At 43.0% G+C, this 20,304-nt stretch carries 17 protein-coding genes; 8 read left to right on the top strand and 9 right to left on the bottom strand.

The window, feature by feature from the left end:
• Positions 1-163 precede the first annotated feature (163 nt).
• Complete coding sequence (locus GNF10_RS11540) at positions 164-1,186, top strand: tRNA-dihydrouridine synthase family protein (protein ID WP_185582999.1); 1,023 nt, start codon at positions 164-166, stop codon at positions 1,184-1,186.
• Positions 1,187-1,309: 123 nt separating this feature from the next.
• Here the strand turns inward: GNF10_RS11540 and GNF10_RS11535 are convergent, their stop codons facing one another.
• A complete protein-coding gene (locus GNF10_RS11535) occupies positions 1,310-3,454 on the bottom strand; it encodes a calcium-binding protein (RefSeq protein WP_185582997.1) in 2,145 nt (714 codons plus the stop codon).
• A 1,176-nt stretch (positions 3,455-4,630) separates the two neighbouring features.
• On the opposite strand from GNF10_RS11535, the gene GNF10_RS11530 reads away from it, so the two are divergent.
• From GNF10_RS11530 to GNF10_RS11510, 5 genes are all read left to right on the top strand, one after another.
• On the top strand, positions 4,631-4,801 hold the full coding sequence (locus tag GNF10_RS11530) for a hypothetical protein (RefSeq protein WP_185582995.1): 171 nt from the start codon (positions 4,631-4,633) through the stop codon (positions 4,799-4,801).
• Between the two features lie 197 nt (positions 4,802-4,998).
• A complete protein-coding gene (topA, locus tag GNF10_RS11525) occupies positions 4,999-7,167 on the top strand; it encodes a type I DNA topoisomerase (protein WP_185582993.1) in 2,169 nt (722 codons plus the stop codon).
• 89 nt (positions 7,168-7,256) lie between these two features.
• Positions 7,257-7,490 (top strand): hypothetical protein, encoded by a 234-nt coding sequence (locus GNF10_RS11520; RefSeq protein WP_185582991.1) that lies wholly within the window; start codon positions 7,257-7,259, stop codon positions 7,488-7,490.
• 449 nt (positions 7,491-7,939) lie between these two features.
• A complete protein-coding gene (locus GNF10_RS11515) occupies positions 7,940-8,254 on the top strand; it encodes a type II toxin-antitoxin system HigB family toxin (protein ID WP_260445843.1) in 315 nt (104 codons plus the stop codon).
• Positions 8,255-8,349: 95 nt separating this feature from the next.
• Positions 8,350-8,787 (top strand): type II toxin-antitoxin system HigA family antitoxin, encoded by a 438-nt coding sequence (locus GNF10_RS11510; RefSeq protein WP_185582988.1) that lies wholly within the window; start codon positions 8,350-8,352, stop codon positions 8,785-8,787.
• Positions 8,788-8,883: 96 nt separating this feature from the next.
• Here GNF10_RS11510 and GNF10_RS11505 read toward each other — a convergent pair whose 3' ends face one another.
• The 5 genes from GNF10_RS11505 to GNF10_RS11485 all read right to left on the bottom strand — a co-directional run bounded on the left by GNF10_RS11505 (position 8,884) and on the right by GNF10_RS11485 (position 14,983).
• Positions 8,884-9,291 (bottom strand): response regulator, encoded by a 408-nt coding sequence (locus tag GNF10_RS11505; protein ID WP_185582986.1) that lies wholly within the window; start codon positions 9,289-9,291, stop codon positions 8,884-8,886.
• 6 nt (positions 9,292-9,297) lie between these two features.
• A complete protein-coding gene (locus tag GNF10_RS11500; RefSeq protein ID WP_260445842.1) occupies positions 9,298-9,690 on the bottom strand; it encodes a response regulator in 393 nt (130 codons plus the stop codon).
• A gap of 159 nt (positions 9,691-9,849) precedes the next feature.
• The gene (locus tag GNF10_RS11495; RefSeq protein WP_185582983.1) at positions 9,850-11,970 is read right to left on the bottom strand and encodes an ATP-binding protein; all 2,121 of its coding nucleotides are present in this window, start codon (positions 11,968-11,970) and stop codon (positions 9,850-9,852) included.
• A 32-nt stretch (positions 11,971-12,002) separates the two neighbouring features.
• Entirely contained in the window at positions 12,003-13,790 is a 1,788-nt protein-coding gene (locus GNF10_RS11490) for an ATP-binding protein (RefSeq protein ID WP_185582981.1), read from the bottom strand.
• A gap of 674 nt (positions 13,791-14,464) precedes the next feature.
• Complete coding sequence (locus tag GNF10_RS11485) at positions 14,465-14,983, bottom strand: phosphoribosyltransferase (RefSeq protein WP_185585173.1); 519 nt, start codon at positions 14,981-14,983, stop codon at positions 14,465-14,467.
• A 99-nt stretch (positions 14,984-15,082) separates the two neighbouring features.
• On the opposite strand from GNF10_RS11485, the gene GNF10_RS11480 reads away from it, so the two are divergent.
• Positions 15,083-16,534 (top strand): MFS transporter, encoded by a 1,452-nt coding sequence (locus GNF10_RS11480; protein WP_185585174.1) that lies wholly within the window; start codon positions 15,083-15,085, stop codon positions 16,532-16,534.
• 196 nt (positions 16,535-16,730) lie between these two features.
• Here the strand turns inward: GNF10_RS11480 and surE are convergent, their stop codons facing one another.
• The gene (surE, locus tag GNF10_RS11475; protein ID WP_185585175.1) at positions 16,731-17,411 is read right to left on the bottom strand and encodes a 5'/3'-nucleotidase SurE; all 681 of its coding nucleotides are present in this window, start codon (positions 17,409-17,411) and stop codon (positions 16,731-16,733) included.
• A 382-nt stretch (positions 17,412-17,793) separates the two neighbouring features.
• Between surE and GNF10_RS11470 the strand changes: the two genes are divergently transcribed.
• Positions 17,794-18,525, top strand: a complete 732-nt coding sequence (locus tag GNF10_RS11470) for a photosystem II repair protein Psb32 (protein WP_185585176.1) — start codon at positions 17,794-17,796, stop codon at positions 18,523-18,525.
• 81 nt (positions 18,526-18,606) lie between these two features.
• Here the strand turns inward: GNF10_RS11470 and GNF10_RS11465 are convergent, their stop codons facing one another.
• On the bottom strand, positions 18,607-18,990 hold the full coding sequence (locus GNF10_RS11465; RefSeq protein ID WP_185585177.1) for a DUF4346 domain-containing protein: 384 nt from the start codon (positions 18,988-18,990) through the stop codon (positions 18,607-18,609).
• Between the two features lie 90 nt (positions 18,991-19,080).
• Complete coding sequence (locus tag GNF10_RS11460) at positions 19,081-20,262, bottom strand: GNAT family N-acetyltransferase (RefSeq protein WP_163936751.1); 1,182 nt, start codon at positions 20,260-20,262, stop codon at positions 19,081-19,083.
• Positions 20,263-20,304: the final 42 nt, after the last annotated feature.

Genomic DNA, 20,304 nt, shown 5'->3' with positions numbered 1-20,304 from the left:
TTCTGATAAAAATACGGGATTTTAGGCGTTGGGTATTAAATGTCAGCGTAGGCGTAGCCCGTCGTAGATATCGCATCTACACCCACAGCAAAACTGACAAAGGTTACAACTTTTAGTAAGGATTTTTTGATAGAGTGATGCTTTGTCAAACGCTCTCATATTCATGTCGTCCCAGGTCTCACTCCCCCAATCGCTCCATCCATACCTACCCCTCACCGCTCTTGCGCCTATGCAGGATGTGACAAACCTCTGGTTTATGAAGGTCATTGCCCACTACGGCAGCCCTGACTACTTCTTCACCGAGTATTTCCGGGTCAATGATACCTCACGGCTCAATCGTAACATTCTGGCAGCAATCACCGAAAACGATACGGGTCGCCCCGTTTTTGCTCAAATGATTGGCGAAAGCATTCCAGACTTAGTAAGAACAGCAATTGATCTCTGTCGCTATAATATCGCTGGAGTTGATTTGAATATGGGCTGTCCAGCACCTAGAATCTATCGCAAAAATGTTGGGGGTGGATTGTTGCTCTCACCAGAAAAAGTAGATCGAATTTTAGCAGAATTGCGGCAGGCAGTGAACGATCGCCCTTTGACTGTGAAGATGCGCGTAGGCTTTGAAAATACAGATAACTTTTACAAAATTCTAGATATAATCAATCGCCACAACATTGATTTATTGAGTTTGCATGGTCGCACAGTGAAAGATATGTACCACGGGGCAGTGAGATATGATCTGATTGCTGAAGCAGTTAAACGAGTCGATTGTCCAGTACTTGCAAATGGCAATATCAACTCTGCAAAAACTGCTATTGAAGTGCTTTCTCAAACGGGTGCAGCTGGTGTGATGGTAGGGCGCTGGGCGATTGGCAATCCTTGGATTTTTAATCAAATTCGGCAAGCTTTGCGTTTTGAGCCGATCGCACCCGTTCCTTTAGTAGAAGTACGCAACTATATTGATCGTTTATGGCAGACCCCCACAGCAGCAACTATGCCAGAGCGATCGCGCGTCGGCTATCTGAAAATGTTCCTCAACTACATTGCTCTGAGTGTTGACACTGAAGGTCATTTCCTGCGGCTGATGCGACAGACGCAGACCGAGATAGAATTGTTTAACCTCTGCGATCGCGTTCTCCTTACGGATCTGACGAAAACTTTAGCCCTAGCACCTTCCTTGAGGGTATAAGTAACTATGGCAACTATTTGAAATAGGCATTTTTGACGCTTTATGAATACGAATGCGAGGTGCTGAAAATAGTACCTCGCAATCTATCTGTGCTATTTATTTATGGAAGAGTGTAAATCACCATTAAGCAACAATAATTTTTTCGTTGGTTAGTGACAATCCAGCAGATAAGTGGGCAAATTTTACCTGATTAAAGGCAGATGCACTGCCATCTTGGTCAAAGAACAGTCCACCTGTAGAAGAATCATAGATAAATCGTTGATTGCTTGTCGTTGCAGATGTTCCAACGATAAACTGACTTTGCTGAAGTGAACCTATTGATAACCCGCCACCAAAATCAGCAGCCGATACATGAATCCGGTCATTAGTTACGTTGAAGTCATAAAGACGATCGACACCTTGATTCAAGCCATTGAAAACAAAGGTATCATTACCATCATTTCCATAGAGGCTATCATTACCAAAACCACCTGTCAGGATATCATTTCCATTGCCACCTTTGAGGGTGTCATTTCCATTACCACCGCTAAGAGTATTATTCCCTAACGCGCCAAATGCAGAGATGTAGTCATTACCATCACCTCCCAAGAGTAAGTTATTGCCTGTTGAATAATCAACAATCAATTTATCCGTCCCAGCGCCACCGTTGAGAGTGTTATTGCCTGATGCCCTGCGATAAACTCCTTTTTCGTCGCCAGAATTGTCGTATTCGTAGCCAGAGGCTGAGAGATAATCATTGCCATTATCTCCATTGAGTAGATTATCGCCCGTTGAATAATCAACATTCAAATTATCGTCACCAGCACCACCGTTAAGGGTGTTATCTCCAGTAGTGTTATAAAAAGATCCGCCGAAGCCGCGGCCGTAGCTAGAACCGGAGAGAGAATCATTGCCATCTCCACCAGACAGCAGATTATTGCCTCGTGAATAATTAACATTCAAATTATCGTCACCAGCACCACCGTTAAGGGTGTTATCTCCAGTAGTGTTATCAAACCTGTAGCCCTCAAAATCGGAGGCAAAGAGAGAGTCATTGCCATCGCCACCAGACAGCAGATTATTGCCTGTTGAAATATTAGCACTCAAGTAATCGTCACCAGCACCACCGTTGAGGATGTTATTACCAGAGGAAAGATTGACAGAGAGAGAATCGTTATTATCACCACCATCCAGGAAGTTCTTACCTGTTGAAAGTAAGGCACTCAAGGTATCGTTACCAATGCCTCCGTTGAGGGTGTTATTGCCAGACACTCTAGGGTCGTAGTAGCCACTAGAGGCAGAGAGATAATCATTGCCACTGGAACCATCCAGTAAGTTATCGCCTGCGGAACCGTCAGCAATCAAGGTATCGTTACCAGCACCACCCTTGAGAGTGTTATTACCAGACACCACATTACCTTGGTAGTCCCCTAATGCCGAGAGACTATCATTGCCATCGCCACCAGACAAGAGATTATTGCCTGCTGAAGAGTCAACATTCAAGTTATCGTCACCAGCACCACCGTTGAGGATATTGTTCCCTGCACCACCCCGTAGCAAGTCATTACCAGCACCACCGTCGAGGGAATCATTGCCAGCATCACCAATAAGGGTGTCGTTCCCTATACCACCAATGAGAGTATCATTTCCCGTACCACCCCGCAGCAAGTCGTTGCCACTCTTGCCGTCGATACGGTCATTCCCGCCCTGACCATTGATGACATCATTTGAATTATCTAAACCTGTAACGTTGTTGTCGAGGTCATTAAGGAAAGTCACCGTGTTCTTGTTGAACACGCTAGTTGCAGTGGAGTTGGCATCAAAGACATCAAAACTATCGGTGATGCTAGTTTGCCCATCAAACAGGATATTACCAATAGCTGGTCTGTTTCCAGAAGCTTTCAGGTTATCGAGGTTTTCTAATTTGAAGTTTTTTAGAATCATTTTGGTATTAGCAACCCCATCAAAGGTAATTTCCAGATTGTTACCATTCTGGGTAAGCAACAGATTTTGGGCAGTCAAATCAGCACCCTGGAATTTGATCGTATCCACTTCGGCAATAACTGCTGCTGTCGGGTTTGTTCCTTTACCTATGCCACCAAAATCAGTGATAGTATCAGTCCCATCACCCAAGTTGTAAATAAATTTATCCTTGCCGCCACCACCAGTCAGAGTGTCATCGCCCTGTTGAGCTGTAATGGTATCGTTGCCTACTTTACTGTTAATTATGTCAGCGTCATTACTGCCCAGTAGAGTATCATTACTGTTAGTTCCAATGATATTTGTCATAACTTTTACCTTTCTTAATCGATATTCCCGTAAATTTAAATTTCTCAGCCCTGAATTAGTACTGTTTTAGAACACAAAAACCCGCCGATAGTTGACACTTTCGACATATTTTGATTTCCCTCTGGAGGGACAGTAATTTTTCTTGAAAATCCACACTGTTGAGCAGATTGCAACTAGCACCTATCTACATATCAAAATCTCATGCACTGTACAAATTAATGACTTTGTGCATGAACTCAAATAGTTCATTTCAGGCTTTTGACAAGCATCCTTGATTAAATACCGTAGGCGCAGCCCCAACTTAGGCATTCTTGAAAAAGCATCACAAAATCAAGCTTAAATGCCTGAAAATCCACTTCATACTTTAATTTTTCTCTCAATGCGTAAATCCTAGTGTCTTGAAAATAGGGAACAGTTAACTCTTGATACAGAAGGTTATTTTCATCCCCTCGTTGTGGGCTATTGCCTGTGGGTGTCTAGCTTAAAAAGAGAGAACATTTAAATAACCTGATACTAACTAAATACTGAAGTTTGCTTGTATGTCTATACTTCAAAAAGTATCTTTGCATACTCTTTACATTGTAGGAGAAATATGTAAGTAAATAGTCGTGAAAAAAGCAAACTATGTAAAGATAAATAAATCGCAATCGGTTTGAAGAAGAAATCAGAATGGGCTACGCTAACAAGGGCGGGGGCAAAGACGTTTCCGTTACTCCGGTCGTAATCAAGATGCTCTCTACGAAACGCTGCGCTATCCGCCAATCATACAGAATTCAGGATGAATCCTAACTCCTAAATTCTGTTTTGATAAACGGTAAAAGCTTGGTCTACAAAGACTTTGGTATAAACTTTCTTCGAGGATGAAAAGCAAAGTGCAAGGAGTCAGACATAGTTTTTTTGGAAGAATGCTTGAAACATGATTATAGCGGTTCCCGATCTGGTGAGGTACGTTTTCAAAGCTACTAACTTTGCTAACAAAGATTTGGGTGTACCTCAGTTGCTTAGGAAACGCTATAATTTGTTGTTACATACTTGTAAATTTTTCTGCCGACCTACTTATGTGCTAAAAAATCCTCTTAGTGTGTTCTTCACATTTTCAGAGTTTATAGTCAAGATTTTGCAGACAGCAGTCACAAAGAAGTTTGAGCCGAGGCTTTCAAAGCAGGAAACCTCAAGATGCTTGAAGGATTGATAAAATACATCTTTTTATTTTTGAGCGCTGCGATGCCTGCGGTTCTTGCTAGCCTACGCCTGGTAATAGATCATATCTGTGCAATAATCGCGATCGCTTACCAAAATTACAGACGCAGAGATGCTCAAACGAATTGCGATCGCAATTCACATTAGTTCATTATCGTCAGGTGACAGAAGCAACAGTTATACAAAGGTATAAATGGATAGTGTTGAGATGATTTACCTCAAAACTGAGTTGAGCAATTTCCAAAGCTTTTTGGTACAGTATTCTAGAAAATCCAGATGACGAAGATAGGCGAACGCTAATTGCAATTGCCAGTCTATTGCTCAAAATCTAGAATGCAGTTGCTATGATCAAACGCCTGCTTGTGGTCGAGTCTCCCGGAAAAGTCAAAAAACTCAGTCAAATTCTGGGTTCAGATTGGAAAGTTCTCGCCAGTTGTGGCCACATCCGAGAACTCAGCAATGAAGGGGACGATTCCTTGGGCTTTGTCATGGATGGCAGTAATGTTCGGTGCAATTACGTCCCACGTGACCAACGAGCGAAAGAAACAATCCAGAAGCTCAAGTCTGCGGTGAAGCAGGTTGATGAAGTTGTCTTAGCAACTGACCCAGACCGGGAAGGCGAGACAATTGCTTGGCATCTCAAAGAAACGCTGGGTTTAAGGGAACCGAAACGAGTAATTTATACTGAGATTACAGCATCAGCGGTACAGAGTGCGATCGCTAATCCCAGAAAGCTAGACCAAAATTTGATCGGTGCTGGGTTGTGCCGAGATTGCCTAGACAAGTTGGTAGGTTATAAGGGTAGCCCTTTAGTTTGGGCATTGAATAACGGCGCTAAGAGTGTTGGCAGAGTCCAAAGCGCGACGTTACACCTGATTTGTCAGCGAGAGAACGAAATTCTGGCTTTTGTTCCCCAAGATTACTGGAGTGTCTGGGTAGATTATGCGGAAGGATTTCGGGCTTTTTACAAGGGGACGGTTGATTCTGCAAAAGATGCAGCAGAGCAAGAAACTGAAACTAATGATGACGCAAAGGTAGGTAATACTCCAGAAACACCGGAGTCTAAGCGCGTTCTTTCCGAAGCAGAGGCTACACGTTTAGTTGAAGAAGCACAGAGGCATCCTCATCAAGTGATTCATTTTGAAGGAAAAATCGTTAACCGTCAGCCACCGCCACCATTTACAACTTCTAGCCTTCAGCAAGCAGCCGGTTCAAAGCTGAGGTTTGCTCCCGACAAAACTATGATTGTGGCCCAAAAGCTCTATGAGGCTGGGCTGATTACATATATGCGAACAGATTCAGTAATGCTGAGTCCAGAATTTTGTGCCAGCGCTCGTAAATGGTTAGAGCAAAATGATCCGGCGAATGTACCGCAGCAAGTCGCCAAGCATCGCAGTAGCAAATCGGCTCAAGAAGCACATGAAGCGATTCGTCCAACGGATGTATTTCGTCCCTCAGTTCAGTTGCGTTTAGAACTTCCTGATGATGAGTTTAATCTGTATGTGATGATCTGGAAACGCTCAATTGCTTCTCAATGTAAAGCTGCCCAATTGCGTAAAACTCTGGTGATTACTCAGTCTGGTTCTTTACTCTGGTCAGCAAGAGGGCAAGTAATTGAATTTTACGGTTATGCTCGGTACTGGAATAATCTCAGCAAGGATAGTGTTTTACCTTCATTACAACAGGGACAAGCATTGAAACTGGAGAATGCTGGACATGAGCAAAAGCAGACCCAGCCACCACCCCGTTATAGTGAACCAAAATTGGTGCAGTTGATGGAACGTAAAGGAATTGGTCGCCCAAGTACCTATGCTCCTACTGTTGCTACCTTAAAAAAACGAAATTATGTCGAGTTGAAAAAAGACCATCTGCAACCGACAGCGTTAGGGTTAGAAGTTGATGCGTTTTTGCTCAAAGCACTGCCGGATTTATTAGAGGCGGAATTCACAGCGAAAATGGAAGATGCCCTTGATGCAATTTCCGAAGGAAAGAACTCTTGGCAGCATTATTTAACTAGTTGGAATCAGAATTATTTTGTACCAGCGCTCTCCAAAGCTAAAACTATAGTTGCGAGTTCCCCAACAGGTAAAGCTCATGTGATAACTGAGCGGAAATATGAAACTTCCAAAACGCGATGCCCTGAATGCAAAAATTCTCTCTCTAAAATTCCGAGTAGCAAAGTTAAAAAGAAATATTTTCTCAAATGCACAAAAGGTTGTGAAAATGTCGTGTTGTTTTGGAGCGACTTTAACAAAACTTGGCAGCCACCACAAACTAAAACAGTCCAAGCTGAGAATCAACAAAAGCCTCCCGTGAAGATGACGACATATCCCTGTCCGGTATGTAAGAAACCTTTAGAGGAGTACAGTTACATCAAAGAAGGGCAGAGTAAGAAAATGTTGCGATGTTGTGACCCGCGATCGCGTAAGGATACCAAACATAAAGATGTAGCTTATTTCAGTACCCAAAAAGGGTGGTGGAGTCCTAAGTTTGGGGAGATATCAAAAACTTAACTAAAGTTATCTAACCCTAGCTGCTGTGGCTATAGTATTGTTAATTATTTACTTGTATTTTTGAACAAAAAAAATACTTAATTTTACTTATGACAAAATCAAAAGAAATTTGTACTGTGTTTTTGGGGAATTCAATGGTCGATGATGACTACACCCTGTATCAAGATGGGCAGGTTAAAAGATTTTATGATCGGAATGCGTGGTCGCTTAATAATGTGGATTGGCTTGACGCAAAAAAATTGAATAACTCTGTTAAGCAAAAACTACTTGATGAATGTCCTGAAGAGTTCAAAGAGGAAGCAAGAAAACTGCTTGGTCTGTAAAAGAGTTTTATACAGTTATTTTTTGGAAATAAAACTTCGTAAAATATTTTAAAAATTGTATGTAGGCTGTTAACAAATTTGCTGACAGTAGTACTCGTTACAATCTTTTAGAAAGTGTTTGCGCTGCACAGTAATCTATATACATCTAAGAAAATGAATTGAGCCGATTTGGTCAATTCACCCCGTATTAAGGCGATGACATCTGGATCGCCTCTTCCCTAGTAAGTATAAATACTTAACAAACAAGCGCTTGCAATCAGCTTCGCAATTTGCTAAGATTATTTTAAAGCCTCTACTTTACTTATTAGTTAAGTAAGGTTTTTCAATCAATTTAGAGAAGGATTATTTTGAACTCAGGTAAATCGCCGGAGTTATAAAATAGCCCTAATTCCTATTCCTATGAATTACAAGGAGAGATTTATGTTCTTTTTTCTGTCTAGAGGTAGTCCATGCCCATGCGTATTATTACTGAAACCAGACTCAAAAATGGCTGGGAAAAGCACCCTGATGCAGAACCTGGTTTACGAGCTTGGAAGAAGCTTGTAAAAGCACAAAACTGGAATAGTTTTGCTGAAATAAAAGCTACTTCTATTTTTGCGCCTGACCAAGTTAAAAACTTTATCGTTTTTGATATTGGAGGAAACAAATATAGATTAATAACCTATATTGACTATGAATCTAAAATGATATTTATCCGCGACTTTCTCACCCATTCAGAATATGACAAAAATAACTGGAAAAGTGATATATGGTTTAACGGCTAGCGCTAATTAAAAGCTTTACTAGCTAAGTAAAACTAAGATTGGTAAATACACCAATCTTAGTTTTCAAATAATTTAAGTAACATTCTAATGGCAAAATGTCATACAACAATACCAGCTACATGGAGTTGCTCACATCTTTTCCCCCTCGCCCCATAGTTTCTGAAGAAGACCTAGAAAAAACTCAAACGGTAGTTGACGCTCTAATTGATAAGGGAAAACTAACTGAGGACGAAAGAGCCTATTTGAATTTACTAGGTATGTTAATTCACGAATATGAAGAGAAACAAGATATTGTTCCAGATATTTTTGGGGTAGAGCTTCTCAAGGTTTTAATTGCAGAACTGAATTTGAAACAAAAAGATTTAATTGATATTTTCAAAACTGAATCGATTGTTTCTGATGTACTAAAAAGTAAGCGTAAATTAACAGTTGAACATATCCAAAAGCTTGCAGATTTTTTTCATGTTTCTCCTGCCGTATTTTTCCCAGTAAATCCATCAGAGAAAGACTTCTTAGAAGCAGTCTACAGGTAGCGTGACTTAGATTTATGCACTGTGATGCGATCGCTTCCAACCTCTCTTTAGCTCAATTTAGGGGAAGCGAAAGTCAGAGAATCCTAAGTACTCCCCCTAACTCTCCTCAGTTGTACCTGGTGGGAGCAGGCGCTTCATTTGGTGAGCCAATATTTCTAGACCAGCATCCTTGGCAAAAAATCCGTCTGCCTCTGGACACATTTGTTTGCCATACACCTCTAACTCATTCTTGCTCATGTAAGAGGTGACGAGGATAACCACAGGAGAACGGGGTAAGCGGCGCTTGAGAGCAGTAATAATTTCCATGCCATCTGTATTTAGCTCATACCGAGCCGTAGGCAGCACGAAATCGACCAGAAAAATATCGTACTGGTTTAGTTCGTCTAACTCCCACAAGAAACTGGACACTGACTTATAGGTTGCCACAGCATATTGTTGCTTCAGAAAGCGTTGGACGATCCGGCACCAGTGTTCGTCATCATCCAAAATCGCCAGCTTGTACATGGAGATTCAATTCCTTTTTTGACCGAGTAGAGTAATCATCTTCAAAAAGCCATCGTAGTCAGTGATGGGTTTGGTATAGCAACTGTCAGCCCCAGATTGGGACAACAAGAAATGTTGATCGGCCGGCATGGTGTAAGCTGTCACCAAGATTATTGGTATTTGTTTCCACTGTGTCTTCAAATGGCGCGACAGGATGGAGCCATCGACTTTTTTTCCTTCCCACCTAGCTCCCGGCAAATTGATATCCATAATCACTAGTTCTACTGCCCCCGCTTCGCATTGTTGGAATATCTCTTTTGGCTCGGCAGTAATAAACACCTGATGACCCCCCAAACGTTCGATTAGTTTGGCGGTTCCCTTAGCCAGGAGTTCGTTATCTTCAACCAGTAGGATGTTCAAGATTGTTACTAAAACCTCCATGCTGTGGAAGCGCTTACATTCATGTATGAGAGTAAGGTATAGGTGATTTTAATTGCCGTCCAAATATTAAAATCCATAAAAATACCCATCTTTTTGATAGCCAGGTGAAATATCTGCCAAGGGCCAAGCCCCTAGCTTTTAGCTAGGGGCTTGGCCCTCAATTAGAGAACCCTGACCTCCTATCTGACTTTGTTCGTTTAGAGGCAGGGTAAAAATCACGGTGTTTCCCTGCCCTAGTCCAGGGCTTTCAAGCCATATCTTACCACCCATCAGTTCCACTAATCGCTTGCAAATAGTCAGCCCTAAGCCGGTGCCCCCGTAGGAGCGCTGGGCAGAACCATCAGCTTGCACAAATGGAGAAAACAGTTGCTCTGAGTTTTCCATCTCAATACCGATACCTGTATCGTGTACCGAGATTTGAGCCATTGTCCCAGTACTATCGACGACAGCCCGGACATGGATTTGACCCTCATCTGTGAATTTGAAGGCGTTATCCAGCAGGTTTGTCATCACCTGGCGGACTTTGATCTTGTCGGCGAAAACAGTCTCGATTTCACAGTCGAGTGTCAGAGGAATTGCCTTGTAGCGGCTTTCGGCACCAGAAAGGAAACATTGCTCTTGTAAAAGCTGTTGCAGATAAACTGTCTCCAAATCTAAGGCTATGCGCCCGTCTTCAATCTTGGCAATGTCAAGCACATCGTTAATGATAGTAACCAGATTTTCCGTCGATTGGTAAGCGCCGTCTATATATTGGCGCAACTCCTCTTCGTCTTCATAAAGGCGTTCTTTGAGCAACTTTAAGTAGTTCAAGGTCGAGGCCAGAGGCGTTCGCAGTTCGTGGCTAGTAGAAGCCAAGAAGTTGCTCTTGAGGCGACTCACCTCTTCGGCGGCAGCTCTGGCATGAGAGAGAGCTTCGTTGTGCATCTCAACTACCAGGCGTTGCTGCCGTTCGCGCTGATAGAGGCGGTTTTGCAGCACAGCCAGCGATAGGTGAATGTTCAAAGACTGGATGAGTTCCATCTCTTCGATGCTCCAGGGGTGAGCTTTATCTTGTTTGAGCGCCTGCCATTGCGCCATTGACTGGCGGGGTCGCTGTTGGCGCTCATCGGCTTCCTCATCGCCAGCCCAAAGATTTTTTGTGCCGATTTGGTCACGAAAGAACGTTAGATACCCCAGGAATTCTTTACCATAATACAAGGGTTGAACAATCAAACCCCGAATCGGTGTGGTCTGGAAGGATTCAATCAGTTGGTGCAGACGCGGTTCTTGCTGAAGATTAATTACCACTCGCAGGGCAGGTTTACCTTCTTGGGTTAAGCCAGTGTCGATGGGAGGAGGAGTTTCCCCTACCTCTTGCCAAAGGGGATGATTTTCTAGTAAGTGTGGTTGCTCTTGCTCGGATGGGGTCGGCTGATTTCCGTAAGTATAAAGATGGGCTGGTAAAGCCTCATCCGGGGAAGTGAGATACAACCTTCCTCCAGAACTGCCAGAAGCTTTTACTGCTTGCTCGAGAACGTTATGCAAAATCTCTTCAGGCCCGAGAGGCGCGTGCAGCATAGTGGCAATCTGATTAACGATCGCATCACGCTGCTGCTGTTCCTGCACCTGACTCAGCAGATTCGCCTGGGTAATCGCCAGTGAAACCTGATCGGCAAGCAATTGGACGACCAGCAAATCTTCAGATGTAATTTCTCTGGGTTCGGCATGATGAGAGATTAATAGCCCCCAGAGTTCCTGTTGATAAATTATTGGCACTACCAGGGAAGATTGCACACCCATCTGGGTGAGATAGTCCACATGGCAGGGGTCTACGGGACGGCTTAAGATATCTTCGAGGGGTTGCTCTTGTATTTCTTCAACGGTCAAGTCGCCGGTTGCCGTCGTTTTGGGAGTCGGCAGCGAGTTGAGGATAATGCGCTGTTCGCTGACATTGACAATGGAGCGAGTACGTGCTTTAACAAACAAAGCCCGCGCTTGGGGCGGAATGTCATCAGCTGGATAGTGTAATCCCAGCAAAGAAGGCAGGCGGTTGGGGGCGCTGGCTTCGGCAACAACGTGTCCATGCCCGTCGCGATCGAAGCGGTAGACCTTAGTTCGGTCGGTTTGCAAAAATGCCCGCAACTCGACTACAGTTGCATCCAAAATCTCTTGCAGGTTCAGCGATTGCCGGATTCGGTTCGCCATGCGAGCCAGTAGAGCTTCTTTGCGTTCAGGAAGGAACTGATCTTTTAGGTTTCTAAAACCAGAATTTGTAGTCAACTGGTACTCCAATTTCTCAGAATAATTATTTATTATTTAACTAGGCTAGCAATTACCATAGCTAATTTTGCTGGTTCTATTGGCTTAGTCAAATGTTTTTGAAATCCTGCTTGGAGAATTTTTTGCTGGTTAGTCTCTCCAGCATAAGCTGTAAGTGCGATCGCTAGAATATCTCCCCCTTGCTCAGGCGGTAGCGATGTCTGACGACAAGCCGCTTCGCGTCTACGAATTTCCCGAATCAGCATATAGCCATCCATTTCTGGCATCCCAATATCACTTAAAAGAATATGTGGTTTCTCAAGTGTAAAAGCGTCTAGTGCAAGCGATGCTGAGGCGAAGGCACGCACAGAAGCACCATACTGTTGCAGGGTAAAAACTATTAGCTCGCGGGTATCAACTTCATCGTCCACGACTAGCACATTTACCCCCTGGAGATTAATGGAATCGTCAGGCAAACCCTTGTCTTCAATTGTTTGAGGCTCGACACTTTTGATCGGTAACAACACAGTAAAGGTTGCACCTTTATTATCTCCCTCACTTTCTGCTTGGACTGTTCCACCGTGCAGTTCAACGATTTGACGAGCGATCGCTAAACCAAGCCCCAAGCCGCCAAAGCTTCTTGTTGTGGTATTGTCAGCCTGGCGGAAGTAATCAAACACGTGAGGTAGAAATTCTGGGTTGATGCCTTTACCCGTATCACTGATTTGGATTTTTGCTTGTGTACCTACGGACTCAAGCCGTATTTCCACCTGGCCCTCGGATGGTGTAAACTTAACGGCGTTAGAAAGCAAATTCCAAACGACTTGCTGCAAGCGGCTGGGATCGCCCAAAACTTGCCCTACATCCGCTTCAAATACTGTTTTGACTTGAATTGACTTGGCTTGAGCCGCTAGACGCACGGTATCAAGGGCTACTTCAATAACGGCGGACAGATCAATAGAGGAGACTTTTAAGCTGAGTTTGCTTTGAAGAATCCGGGAAACATCTAGCAAATCTTCCATTAGCTGAGACTGCAACTTGGCATTGCGCTCAATGGTTTCTAGGGCATAAGCCGTCTTTGCTTCATCAAATTTGCGGGTTTGCAGGAGTTTTGCCCAGCCCAAAATTGGGTTGAGCGGGGAACGCAGTTCGTGAGATAGAACAGCGAGGAACTCATCTTTGAGGCGATTGGCTTGTTCAGCTGCATTTTGTGCCGCTTCGCTAACGGCACGGGCGGCTTGCTCACGCCGTGCCGATTCTTCGGCTGCTTGACGGGCATTGTTACTGTAAAGAACGGTGGCTGTAAAATTAGCGAAGCTTGTCATCAGCCGCAAGTCTTCTCGATCAAACTGCCGATGCTCATCGTGAGATACAATCCAAATTGTACCAAGTGGTTGATTGGCAATCAATAAAGGAACCACCAATATCTCAACGATTGTTGGCTTAAACTCTTGCAAGAAGGTGAAATACCGTTCTGGATAGGAATAGAGTAGGGGGGCTTGACGTTCTAGACAGATGCCGCAGCAACTAAAGCTGTAAAGAGTGGGAGTTTGTTCAGATGCTTCTAACATCCCGGCTATTGCGAACCAGCGACAAATATCTTCCCCGTTCGGAGTTACTTCAAGTAAGCTGACACCTGCTGATTCTGCTTGACACAGTTGAGCAATTATTTTTACAAGCTTTTTGAGCAGAATTTGAGGCTGCTCAACTATTTGCCCTATCAGGGTATGAAGTGCATCGTTTTCTTGCTTGAGGTCAGTGGTTCTAGGTATTCTAAGAGACAACTCTTCAGTGATGAGAATATCCTCTAAACATATTTGCTCCACTTCCTCATTTGTCATTACACTACTCCACTTCTAAGAAATATTGTCTCAGTAGCCTCTATCCAGATTCACCCAAGCTTCGTAACATTTCTTCAATTTTTATCAAGAAAAAATCAAAAATTAGAATGAATTCTGATTTTTAAATAAAAGGGTTTAATACACCCGCCTAATAAAAACGGTCTACAATTTGGTGGTAGTATTAAACCCTTTTATTCGTCACTCCTGGATTTTGGCCAAGTCCTTCGGGCGAGGCAGGAGGAAAGAAAAAGTTTTTTGGAAAGCCTTTTGCCAAGACCTAATTGGGCGCAGGCCGCCATACCGGAGGTATGGCGGCCTCCAATACACTTACGGACTCGCAACCCTACGCTATAAGTTGTGATTATAATCCCCCATTGATTATTTCTTTTAGCATAGATGCCCCCTGATTTCTTTTTTGGCTTTCTTTTATTTGCATAAAACAAAGACTACGACAAATGAGCTACCCTTAATACTTCCTGAGGGAAGATTCTGGAAGTTTTTTCTAATACCAGCATGGTTTTTTAGTTTGAAAGCCAATGGTAAACTACTCCCACCTGCCTAATGGCTGAGGTGGGAGCTTTCAGAAGCCCTAGAAATATCAAACAAGCTTAGAAATTATTTGCAGAAGTTGGTAAGCATAAGCGAGTGTGAAATTAATTTTGTGTAGGTATTTATCAACACAGTTGACTTACCTTAGCCGCGAGTTCTGCCGGGTTCATCTGCTCGTAGTGTTCAAAAGGTTGATGAATCCAGGGGTTGTCAGTTAAATAATCAACATAATAATTGGGTGCTATAAGTGAACAGGCTTTATACCAAAGAACGGCAGTGCGAATTTCCTCAATTGGGGAAACAGTATTTTCCTTGAGCCAAGGTATAGTCTGTTGCAGCGTTAACCCAGAATCTACTAAGTCATCTACTAGGAGAATGCGCGAACCTAATTTTTCGGCAGTCATTGTCAAGTGGCGCGAGAAAATTAAATTACTTCTTTCTTGCTTGCCGGGGCCACTGTAAGATGAGGTTGCTAAAATTGCCAGTGGTTGCTCATATATACGGGAAAGAATATCTCCAACTCGTAGTCCTCCTCTGGCAAGACAGATAATCTGGTTAAATTCCCAACCAGATTGATAAATCTGGATAGCCAGTTGTTCAATTTTTTGGTGATAATCTGACCAAGAAACATAAAGGTCTGGCATAAGTTTAACGGGAGTGGTAGATGGCTACTATTGAAGGCGATGTCAACGATGGGCTACGCAAACTGCAAACTTTTTATTTTAGTATGAGCGCAAGTTATTATGAAAGATTCTGCTGCTGATGGCGATGCCCAACGAGATATTCTTAGTGAAAAACTCGACTTAAAAACAAAGCTGGCTTACGGTGCAGGAGATTTAGGCCCGGCAATTACTGCAAATATCTCCGTATTTTTTCTGCTGGTTTTCTTTACCAATGTCGCTGGTATCCCTGCGGGTTTAGCTGGCAGTATTTTGATGATTGGCAAAATCTGGGATGGGATAAATGATCCGGTTGTCGGGTTTCTGACTGATAAAACGAAATCTCGTCGTTGGGGTCGTCGTCTTCCTTGGATGTTTTATGGGGCTATTCCTTTTGGAATTTTCTTCTTCTTGCAGTGGATTGTACCGCGATTTAGTGCAAATCAGAGTGAGAATATTTGGCCGCTGTTCTGGTACTACGTAGCGATTGGGGTGATATCTCAAGCGTTTTACACGGTTGTGAATTTGCCTTATACGGCAATGACTCCTGAATTAACTCAAGATTACGACGAACGCACCAGCCTTAACAGCTATCGGTTTACATTTTCTATTGGTGGCAGTATCCTGTCGTTGATTTTAACGCAAATTGTTTTTTCTCAAATTAGCGATCGCCAACAACAATTTCTCGTTTTAGCAGCAGTTTGTACGGTAATTTCGATTTTAGGATTATATTGGTGCGTTTTTGGAGTCCGCGATCGCATTTTAGCTTTTGAGGCCAAACGCAGCCAAACCGAAGAACCGGAATCTCTCCCCTTCTTTGAACAGTTAAAAATAGTCTTCAGCAATCGACCTTTTTTATTTGTTATTGGTATATATCTTTGTTCTTGGCTAGGTGTGCAGGTAACAGCCAGCATTATTCCTTATTTTGTAGTCAATTGTATGGGACTCAAAGAATCAGATGTCCCCACAGTCATGATTGCCGTGCAAGGAACTGCTTTGTTGATGCTATTTGTCTGGGGGGCGCTGAGTAAAAAAATCGGCAAAAAAGTTGTTTATTTTCTGGGAATGAGTTTGTGGATTATAGCAGCCGCCGGACTATTTTTCTTACAGCCTGGTCAAATAGTTTTGATGTATGTAATGGCTGTCATGGCAGGTATTGGTGTATCCACAGCTTATCTAATTCCCTGGTCAATGATTCCAGATGTGATTGAATTAGATGAACTGCAAACTGGACAACGCAGAGAAGGTATTTTTTATGGCTTCATGGTTTTGCTACAAAAATTTGGTTTAGCTTTCGGACTGTTTTTGGTGGGAAATGCTTTGCAAGTATCGGGTTTCAAAGAATCTGTAGTCGGAAGTCCACTACCCATCCAGCCAGAATCAGCACTGTTTGCTATTCGCGTTGCCGTTGGCCCTATACCGACAGTTTGTTTGATTTTTGGCTTAATTTTAACGTATTTTTACCCAATTACCCGCGAGATGCACGCAGAAATGATGCTAAAACTCAAAGAACGGCAAGACAAGAGGGGAAGTTAAAATAATTCGTAATGACGCTCGCGGACTCGCTACCGCTGCGCTAACGTAATTCGTAATTACGTTTTATAAGGGAGATTTTAATTAGTCATCAAAATGTACTGTCTGTAAAGGTAGGGGAAGTGAACCCCAAACTTGGTTAAGGCTGTTTGGAAAAACCAAGAATTTTAGCATCTTTAAACCTGAGAGTGTCAAAGTTTTAAACCCTTAACTGAGTTATAGCAATATTGCCGGAAAAACATACATCCACATCACTACCAGGGGTGCGATCGCGTTTGCCATATTCTCCTACATAATAAAAATCATCGCCTTCAATTCGATAGTTGACAGGCAAAGGTCTGCTACAGGCTTGGCAAAACACTATCTCAGGATGTGGTTCTCCTGGTAGCAGATTCGGCAAGTTCACATTCCAAAAGCTTCCCGGTTCTAGGGGACGCTTGAGTAAGTCAGCTAAAACTTCAGCTGTTAATTTGGCAGCCAGATTCCAATCAAAATTCTGCTTGGCTTTGCGATAGTGGGAAATAGCAATTCCGGGAATACCGTGCATTGCGGCTTCCCGCACAGCAGCCACTGTGCCAGAAATGTAGACATCGACTCCCAAGTTGCCCCCAGCGTTGATACCTGAAAGCACAAATTTGACATCTGCGTTAATTTGTGTAATGGCAATTCTCACACAATCGGCGGGAGTGCCTGCGATCGCATATTCAGTCTCAGAACGTCGCTGGAGGTTGATGGCGCGAGTGGTAGTAACTTGATGTCCACAGCCAGACTGATGATCGGCAGGAGCCGCGATGATAAAATCTTTACCGTTTACAGCTTTAATTAGAGCTTTTATACCGGGGGCATCAATGCCATCGTCGTTAGTTAAAATTATGGTCATGTATATATTATTCTATAATTTAGCCAAAACACCAGGAAAATTGCACATATAACCCATAAAAGGGTATAGCAGGATAAGCAACTTGTATATATGAAAACTTATACTTCTTTCTGCCAAAAATATTAATTATACGATATCATTTCTAGATGGTTTGCAAATTCCGCCCTAAGCATTTGGGTTAATTCCCAAAATGGGCGGTATTTCTTGTCAGCTTTAGTGCTTGCAACCGCGCTCATTACAAGTTTGTGCAATCAAAAAATCTCATAAAATATCTATCTGCTGGCAGTAGCAAAAACTTGATCCCGGAGAAAACCGCGAACGAGGTGATTTTTGCACTAGTTCTGTAGTATTTTTGGTGCAAGTCTGTCTTAGGGATCACACGATGAAACAGCTTTTCAAACAAATATTTACTAGTCAAAAACACCTCATCCGGCTGGTTTTAACATTGGTAACGGTTATTTTAACAGCCTCGCTGTTTGCCACACCTGCTTTAGCCACAGGTGTGTATCAATTACCCAGCCTCACCGCAGACACCTGGGTTTTGGATCAAGGTGAGGTTATCAGCCGTCTGAATGAAGGTAAAATTAGCAGTGCTTTCGAGGATTTGGCAAAACAAACAAATAAGGAAGTCAGAATTGTGACTGTTCGCCGCCTTGACTACGGTGAAACACCAGAAAGCTTTACCAAAGAGTTGTTTGAAAAATGGTTTCCGACAAAAGAAGCCCAAGCTAATCAAACTTTATTGGTTATTGACACAGTTACCAATGGTACTTCCATTATTACTGGGGATGAAGTCAAACCTTTACTCACTGACGCTATTGCCGAGAGTGTCGCTACTGAGACAGTAAGTGTGCCGTTACGCAATGGTAACAAATACAATCAGGCATTTCTAGATGCTAGCGATCGCCTTGTTGCCGTCCTCTCCGGTAAAGCCGATCCAGGGCCACCCCAAATTGCTGACAATGTACAGGTAGAAGGCACCTACAAGAAAGCAGAAGAAACTAACCAAGGTAACGCTACTGCTTGGGTAGTAGGGTTGTTAATTGCCGCCACCGTCATCCCAATGGCGACTTACTACATTTATCAGATAAATCAGCCATCATCTGATGGGTAATTGGATAATCAGGGTCATTCAATTTTAGATTTTAGATTTTAGATTTTTCCTTCAATCCAAAATTAAAAATCTAAAATTGGTTTAATCCTGAACATACTCTTGCCCTTTTACTAAAGCCACCTCAGCCCGAACAAATTCTCGACCCAAATAAGCCGCATGATTTAATTGAGTTACAGGAGGGGGCTGAGTTTCTTCAAAAATCTTCACGCAAAGTTCTTTCGCCGTCCTCGCACTAAAAACCGTTGTGTAAGTTCGTTCTACCTTTCCTCGTGCCGGAATTACCTTCCCCGTTTCGGGATCGACAGCTAAACCGCGATCGTCAATCACATTTGTGAAATGCTTGGCATAAATTAACCCTGCGTCTCGATCCAAGTAAATAATAAAATATCCACCGGGATCGAGATCGATATGACGCTGGGAAAGTTTATCATCAATTGCGGCTAAATCTTCAAGTATTAAATCCATAAGCATTAGCAAAAGAAATTTTCTTTTTTCAGGGTTTTTACACTATATATTAAGTGTAATTCGTCGTTCCCCCTCTGCCTTGGCAAACTTTTAAGAATCTCGGTTACTAAATGGCAACTCTGCATTAATCGCCTCAATCTCCTGCTGTTCGAGTTGATTTACTTCCTTAATATAGGGACGGATAATTTGCCCTAAACGATTGTTGTAAAAGCGGTGCAGACTATGATTAGGCATAGCAGGGAAACCGCGCCGTTTTTTGTGGCGGCCACCTGCACCAGGGTCAAAAATTTGGATTCCGTTAGCGATCGCCCACTCAATAGGTGCATAATAGCAAGCATCAAAATGTAAGCAATCTATTTCTTGGAAACTTCCCCAATAGCGTCCATAGAGTTTGTCACCTTTAAACAAACAAAAGGACATTCCTAAAGGATGAGAATTATCTTCTTCGCTATATGCGGCGACAAATAAGACTCGATGGCGATAATCATTGTGTAGCTGCTCAAAAAACCTCTGTGTGAGATACTTGCTACCCCACCAGCCAAATTTATCACAGGTGTCAGCATAAAACTGGTACATCGAAGGAAATAAAGAGTAGGGAATTTCATCACCACTCAGAGGTTGCAATCTTAAACCAGCTTTCTCTACAGCTTTACGTTCCCGCTTGATATTGCGGCGTTGATTGGCGTTAAACACTTTCAAGTAGTCATCAAAAGTTTTAAAGCCAGCATTTTCCCAGACGTAGCTGTGGTGTAGCCAAGTTGTAAAGCCATGCCGTTCCAGCATCGGCCGCCATTGGGGATCAACGTAGAGAAAATGACATCCAGAAATCCGATTTTTGGAGCAGAAAGTGTCAATTTCATGCACCATCATCGCAGTGATTTCGTCTTCGTCTTCTCCTGGGGCGATTAAAAAGCGATAACCTTCAGCTGGGGTAAATGGTGTCATGCCCAGCAATTTTGGGTAATATTGAACTCCGATGCGATCAGCTAACTCTGCCCATTGGTGATCGAAAACAAATTCACCAGAACTATGTCCTTTGAGATAAAGTGGCGCAGCCGCAATCAGCGTTCTATCCCGCCACAATGTCAAGTGATTTGGCAACCAACCAGTTTTAGCCGTAGCACTTTGGGAGGTTTCGAGATTATTTAGCCACTCCCATTCTAAAAATGGTGTTTTGAGTGGCATTGCTAAAGCATTCCAGGCATTTTGGGGTACTTCAGCGATTTTGTTCGTCCAAATGACAGAATAGCGAGGCTTAAGTTGTTCTACCATCTTAGGGGAGTAGGGATGAGTAGGGGGCAGGGAGCAGGGGGA

The organism is Nostoc sp. UCD121 (assembly GCF_014222285.1).
Lineage (GTDB): Bacteria > Cyanobacteriota > Cyanobacteriia > Cyanobacteriales > Nostocaceae > Nostoc.
This window is presented reverse-complemented; position numbering and strand designations above follow the sequence as displayed.

Bases quoted from the DNA above. Each gene is read 5' to 3' on its own strand.
- surE (WP_185585175.1), bottom strand. From the start codon at position 17,411: ATGACCATAATTTTAACTAACGACGATGGCATTGATGCCCCCGGTATA.
- GNF10_RS11485 (WP_185585173.1), bottom strand. From the start codon at position 14,983: ATGCCAGACCTTTATGTTTCTTGGTCAGATTATCACCAAAAAATTGAA.
- GNF10_RS11505 (WP_185582986.1), bottom strand. From the start codon at position 9,291: ATGTACAAGCTGGCGATTTTGGATGATGACGAACACTGGTGCCGGATC.
- GNF10_RS11515 (WP_260445843.1), top strand. From the start codon at position 7,940: ATGCCCATGCGTATTATTACTGAAACCAGACTCAAAAATGGCTGGGAA.
- GNF10_RS11535 (WP_185582997.1), bottom strand. From the start codon at position 3,454: ATGACAAATATCATTGGAACTAACAGTAATGATACTCTACTGGGCAGT.
- GNF10_RS11465 (WP_185585177.1), bottom strand. From the start codon at position 18,990: ATGGATTTAATACTTGAAGATTTAGCCGCAATTGATGATAAACTTTCC.
- GNF10_RS11520 (WP_185582991.1), top strand. From the start codon at position 7,257: ATGACAAAATCAAAAGAAATTTGTACTGTGTTTTTGGGGAATTCAATG.
- GNF10_RS11460 (WP_163936751.1), bottom strand. From the start codon at position 20,262: ATGGTAGAACAACTTAAGCCTCGCTATTCTGTCATTTGGACGAACAAA.
- topA (WP_185582993.1), top strand. From the start codon at position 4,999: ATGATCAAACGCCTGCTTGTGGTCGAGTCTCCCGGAAAAGTCAAAAAA.
- GNF10_RS11480 (WP_185585174.1), top strand. From the start codon at position 15,083: ATGAAAGATTCTGCTGCTGATGGCGATGCCCAACGAGATATTCTTAGT.
- GNF10_RS11470 (WP_185585176.1), top strand. From the start codon at position 17,794: ATGAAACAGCTTTTCAAACAAATATTTACTAGTCAAAAACACCTCATC.
- GNF10_RS11530 (WP_185582995.1), top strand. From the start codon at position 4,631: ATGCTTGAAGGATTGATAAAATACATCTTTTTATTTTTGAGCGCTGCG.
- GNF10_RS11510 (WP_185582988.1), top strand. From the start codon at position 8,350: ATGTCATACAACAATACCAGCTACATGGAGTTGCTCACATCTTTTCCC.
- GNF10_RS11490 (WP_185582981.1), bottom strand. From the start codon at position 13,790: ATGACAAATGAGGAAGTGGAGCAAATATGTTTAGAGGATATTCTCATC.
- GNF10_RS11540 (WP_185582999.1), top strand. From the start codon at position 164: ATGTCGTCCCAGGTCTCACTCCCCCAATCGCTCCATCCATACCTACCC.